The sequence below is a fragment of the Micromonospora foliorum genome, assembly GCF_022229015.1.
GTDB lineage: Bacteria > Actinomycetota > Actinomycetes > Mycobacteriales > Micromonosporaceae > Micromonospora > Micromonospora foliorum.
In genome coordinates this window covers 1-5302 of the sequence record NZ_JAKKFF010000568.1, presented here as the reverse complement: position 1 = coordinate 5302, position 5302 = coordinate 1, and the positions used below count along the sequence as shown (strand labels likewise).

General features: G+C 72.8%; 5 protein-coding genes. 2 read left to right on the top strand and 3 right to left on the bottom strand.

Annotation, left to right across the window (positions count from 1 at the left end; genetic code table 11):
- Positions 1-50: 50 nt before the first annotated feature.
- The 3 genes from PSH25_RS31650 to PSH25_RS31640 are packed head-to-tail and all read right to left on the bottom strand — an operon-like array spanning position 51 to position 2910.
- Complete coding sequence (locus tag PSH25_RS31650) at positions 51-1181, bottom strand: sensor histidine kinase (protein ID WP_238662549.1); 1131 nt, start codon at positions 1179-1181, stop codon at positions 51-53.
- A 27-nt stretch (positions 1182-1208) separates the two neighbouring features.
- Entirely contained in the window at positions 1209-2009 is an 801-nt protein-coding gene (locus tag PSH25_RS31645) for an ABC transporter permease (RefSeq protein ID WP_238662548.1), read from the bottom strand.
- A gap of 1 nt (position 2010) precedes the next feature.
- Complete coding sequence (locus PSH25_RS31640; protein WP_238662547.1) at positions 2011-2910, bottom strand: ABC transporter ATP-binding protein; 900 nt, start codon at positions 2908-2910, stop codon at positions 2011-2013.
- A gap of 140 nt (positions 2911-3050) precedes the next feature.
- Between PSH25_RS31640 and PSH25_RS31635 the strand changes: the two genes are divergently transcribed.
- Positions 3051-3905: an alpha/beta hydrolase gene (locus PSH25_RS31635; protein WP_238662546.1), complete on the top strand. Its 855-nt coding sequence runs from the start codon at positions 3051-3053 to the stop codon at positions 3903-3905.
- Between the two features lie 145 nt (positions 3906-4050).
- Positions 4051-5190: a site-2 protease family protein gene (locus tag PSH25_RS31630; RefSeq protein ID WP_238662545.1), complete on the top strand. Its 1140-nt coding sequence runs from the start codon at positions 4051-4053 to the stop codon at positions 5188-5190.
- Positions 5191-5302 lie beyond the last annotated feature (112 nt).

Genomic DNA, 5302 nt, shown 5'->3' with positions numbered 1-5302 from the left:
CCGCGCCTGGTCGTCGGCGAGCAGCAGCCGGATCGGCGTGGACCCGCCGTTCACCGGGCCTCCCCCGGCGCGTGCACCCGCAACAGAAAACCGTCACCCGCCGGTCGACGACCGACCGTCACCACCGCGTCCAGCCGCCGCGCCCGCTCCCGCAGGCCGACCAGCCCGTGCCCGTTGGCGTCGGGAGTGGACGGGCCACGACCGTCGTCACTGATCTCGACCCGATCCGGGTGTACCCGGATCACGCAGCATCGCGCCCCACTGTGTCGGACCACGTTGGTCACCCCTTCCCGTACCGCCCAGCCGAACAACCGGTCCCACTCCTCCGTCAGCTCCGGCACCTCGGCCGGCACGTCCGCCGCGATGCCCGCCGCGGCCAGCGCGGAGCGGGCGCCGGCCAGTTCCGCGGCGAGGCTCACCTCGCGGTACGCCCCGACCGTCTGTCGTACGTCGGCCAGCGCGGCCCGGGCCAGCGCCTCCACCTCGGCGATCTCGGCGGCGGCCCGTTCCCGGTCGACCTCGATGAGACGCCCGGCCAGCTCGGCCTTGATCGCCACCACGGTCAGCGAGTGCCCGAGGATGTCGTGCAGGTCGCGGGCGGCGCGGGCCCGCTCCTCGGCGACCGCGAGCCGGCCGATCTCCTGCTGGGCGGCCCGGAGCTCGCTGTTGCGCTGGGCCAGCTGGGACACCCCGAACATGGCGAACGAGGCGAGCAGCACCGCGAAGACGATGCCGTTCTCCGCCTCCCACCCCGGGACCAGCCAGGAGGCCAGCACGGGGGTCACCGCGCAGACCACCACGGCGGCCAGCGCCTCCCACGGCGGCAGCAGGAACACCGCCGCCGCGGCCACGTAGACCAGGGTGGCCAGCCAGTCCCCGCCGGTGCCCGGGAGACTGGCCAGGCCCACCGCGAGCAGCAGCGTCAGCCCGGCCCGCGCCCGGCCCACCGGGATCGGTTGCAGGGACTGGCGCAGCTTGCGGGCCCACTGGAACAGCAGCACGTAACCGATGCCGAAGACGACCAGGGCCACCACACCGAGGACCCGCCGCCACGGCTCCGGCTGGTGCAGCGCGGTGGCGAGCGGCACGTTGAGGAAGAACAGCCAGACGGCGGCCAGCAGCCAGCCGGTGACCCGCCAGTGGCGGCTCACCGGCCAGGGCTGCCCGGTCGAGAGGTCCATCGGGTTCACGCTAGCGGCCCGGCCCGGTCAGACCCGCGCGGTGTCCCGGCGGAACAGCCGGGCCGCGCCGACGCCGAAGAGCAGCGCCCAGACGACGAGGTTGGCCACCGCCGCCAGGCTCACCCCGTCGCCGGTCAGCGGGGCGCGGGCCAGCACGCCCATGCCGTACACCGGGGTGAACTTCGCGACCTGCTGGAGCACGTCCGGCAGCACCTCGACCGGGACGAACAGCCCGCCGAACATGGCCAGCACCGCGAGCACCGGGCCGATGATCTGCATGACGTTCTCGGCCGGCGCCAGGTAGCCGATGAAGAGACCGAACGCGGCGAAGACCAGCGAGCCGAGCCAGGCGGCGAGCCCGGACAGCAGCCAGACGTACGCCGGGACGCGGACACCGGCCACGGCGCCCACCAGGAACTCGACGACGACCGCGAGCAGACCGAGGCTCATCGCGGTGATCAGCTTGGTGGCCACGTACGCCGCCGGGCGGAGCGGGGTGAGCCGCAGCTGCCGGCTCCAGCCCAGGGCCCGCTCGGTAGCCACCGCGCCACCGACACTTGTGGTGGCCACCATGGCCGCGTACACGGCCAGGCTGATCATGACGTACGCCGTCACCGGCCGGCCGTTGTCCAGTGACTGCCCGCCCTGCGGCAGGCCGAAGATGAGGAAGAAGACGCCCGGCATGATCAGCGTGAAGGCGAGGGTGCGGCGGTTGCGCAACACCCGGCGCAGCTCGATGCGCAGGGCGCCGGGGGCGAACCCGCCCAGTGCGGGCAGCCGACGGTCCGGTCCCGCGGCACCGGCGCGGGTGGGGGTGGCGGTGGTCATCTCAGGCTCCGGTCTGCGCGGTGGTCAGGGCGAGGAAGGCGTCCTCGAGGTTGCGCGAGGTGATCTCGACGTCCCGGGCGGCGGTCCGGGTCAGCAGGTGCCGGGCGATCGCGTCCGAGTCGCCGGTCCGCACCAGCACGCTGTCGCCGCGCACCTCCACGGCGTCCACGCCGGGCAGCGCGGCGAGCGCGGCCTGGTCGGCACCGGGCAGGGTGGCCCGCACCGTACGGCCGGCGGCCAGGTTCTTGATCTCGGCGGTGGTGCCGTCAGCGACGATCCGCCCCTGCCGGACCAGCACGATCCGGTCGGCGTACGCGTCCGCCTCGTCCAGGTAGTGGGTGGCGAAGATGACCGTCCGTCCGCGCCGGGCGTCGCGGCGGAGGGCCTGCCAGAAGTCCCGCCGGCCCTCGACGTCCATGCCGGTGGTCGGCTCGTCGAGCACCATCAGGTCCGGGTCGGGCAGCAGGGCCAACGCGAAGCGCAGTCGTTGCTGCTGACCACCCGAGCAGCGCCCGACCACCCGGTCGGCGATGTCGGTGATGCCGGCCCGCTCCAGCACCTCCGCCGCCGGACGGGTGTGCCGGTAGAAGTAGGCGGTCATCCGGACCGTCTCGCCCACGGTGAGGTCCTTGAGCAGCCCGCCGGTCTGGAGTACGGCGGCGACCCGGCCCCGGGCCACCGCGTCGTCCGGGGTGCCGCCGAGGACCCGGACGGTGCCCGTGTCCGGCCGGGACAGCCCGAGCAGCATGTCGATGGTGGTGGTCTTGCCCGCGCCGTTCGGGCCGAGGAACGCCACCACCTCGCCGGGCTGCACCCGTAGGCTCAACCCGTCTACCGCGGTGACCGCGCCGAAGCTCTTGGTGAGGCCGTCCAACTCGACAGCCGGATGCGTACTGGTCATGCCACTGATGCTCCGGCGGGGCGTACCGCGATGCCCGGAGCGGTCGTCACGCCCCGACCGTGACATTTGTCAGGGCGGCCGGATTCCGGACGGGCACAGCGGGTAACCGCCGGGCCGAACCGCGACACCGGGAGGACGCGATGGGTGCCACGCCGCAGGGTCAGGTCGACACGGTCGTGCTGGTCCACGGGCTCTGGATGACGCCGCGCAGCTGGGAGGGGTGGGCCCAGCGGTACACCGAGCGCGGCATGCACGTCATCGCCCCCGCCTGGCCGGGCATGGACCGGTCCGTGGAGCAGTTGCGCGACGACCCCAGCCCGATCGCCGAGCAGAGTATGGCCACGATCGTGGCGCACTACGACCGGATCATTCGGGCGCTGCCCCGGCCGCCGATCATCATGGGGCACTCGTTCGGCGGCCTGTTCGCCCAGGTCCTCGCCGATCGCGGTCTCGGCGCGGCGGTGGTGGGGGTGCATCCCGCGGCGATCAAGGGAGTGCTCAAGGTGCCGCTGAGTCAGCTGCGCTCGGGCTTCCCGATCCTGCGCAGCCCCGCCAACCGGAGCAGGGCCGTCCCGTTCACCCCGGACGACTTCGCCTACACCTTCGGCAACACGATGAGTCGCGAGGACTCCGACCGGGCCTGGCAGCGCTACGCGGTCCCCGGCGCCGGACGGGTCTTCTTCGAGGGCGCGTTCGCCAACCTCGACCCGCGCTCGCCAGCCCGGGTCGACGTCGGGCGTAACGACCGGGCACCGCTGCTGCTGATGGCCGGTGAGGTCGACCACGTGGTGCCGGCGTCGGTGGTCCGCGCCAACGCCGGGCTCTACCAGAAGTCCCGCGCGCTCACCGCGTACGAGCAGTTCCCCGGCCGATCACACTTCACCGTCGGGCAGGACGGCTGGGAGCAGATCGCCGACTACGCGCTGGACTGGGCGCTGCGCGCGGCGGCCCTACCGCGGGAGGCGACCATCGCCAGCGAAACCCCCCGCCGCTGACCTGGGCTCGGCCGCCAGACAGCGGGCATGATCCACTCGTCTTTCATGAAGTCGGGGTATCCCTGGCGCCAGGACACCCCGACTTCATGAAACCGGAGTGGATCCTTTCTCGCATGCCCACGGTCTGGCGGGGTATCTCGGTGAGATGAGGGCCAGTTTCCGGCTTGGCCGGGTCGCGGGAGTACCGGTCGGTGTCAACTGGAGCGTGCTGGTCATCTTCGCGTTGATCGCGTGGGGGTTGGCCGCGAACCAGTTCCCCCGTTCGTACCCCGACCACTCGCCCGTGGCGTACACCCTCGCCGGGCTGGCCGCGGCGGTGGTCTTCTTCGTCGGCCTGCTCGCCCACGAGGTGTCGCACGCGGTGGTGGCCAAGCGCAACGGGCTGACGGTCGACGGCATCACGCTGTGGCTGTTCGGCGGCGTCGCCGAGTTGCGGGGTGAGCCGCGCGACCCGGGCGCGGAGTTGCGGATCGCGGGCGTCGGCCCGCTGGTGAGCCTGCTGATCGGGGCGTTCTTCGGTGCCATCGCGGCGCTGCTCGCGCTGGCCGGGCAGGGCGGGCTGCTGTTCGGGGCGGTGGCCTGGCTGGCGGGCATCAACGTGCTGCTGGCTATCTTCAACGTGCTGCCGGCCGCACCACTGGACGGTGGTCGGTTGCTGCGCGCCGCGGTCTGGAAGGCCACCGGTGACCGGACCCGAGCGTCCGTGGTCGCCGCCCGGGCCGGCTGGGTGCTGGGGGTGCTGCTGATCGGCCTGGGGTTGTGGCAGTTCCTGTCCGGCGTCGGCTTCGGCGGGCTCTGGCTGGCGCTGATCGGCTGGTTCCTGATCGGCGCGGCCGGGATGGAGGAGCGGCAGGCCCGCACCGGCAACGCGCTGCGCGGGATACGGGTGGGCGACGTGATGACCCCGCAGCCGCAGACCGCGTCGGCGGAGATGACGGTCGCGGACTTCGTCGACCACTACCTGTTCGCGTACCGGCACTCGGCGCTGCCGCTGACCGAGGACGGCCGGCCGACCGGCCTGGTCACCGTCGACCGGGTGCGGGGCGTACCGCCGGAGCGGCGGGCATCGACCACGCTGGCCGAGGTGGCCTGCCGAGCCGACCAACTGGTCCTTGCCCAGGCCGGTGAACAGCTCAACGACCTGCTCCCCCGGCTCAGCGAGTGCGCCGACGGCCGCGCTCTGGTGGTGAGCGAAGACGGTCACCTAACCGGAATCGTCTCCCCCAGCGACATCAGCCGCGCCGTCCAACGCAGCACCCTCCGCACCCCCACCCCGTCCCGTTGATCATGAAGTTATTGCGCCGACACGCCGCGCCGAGTGGCAATAACTTCATGATCAACCGAGGCGGAGGCAGGGGCAGGGACGGCGGGGGGTTAGGCGTGGGGGCAGGTGTAGC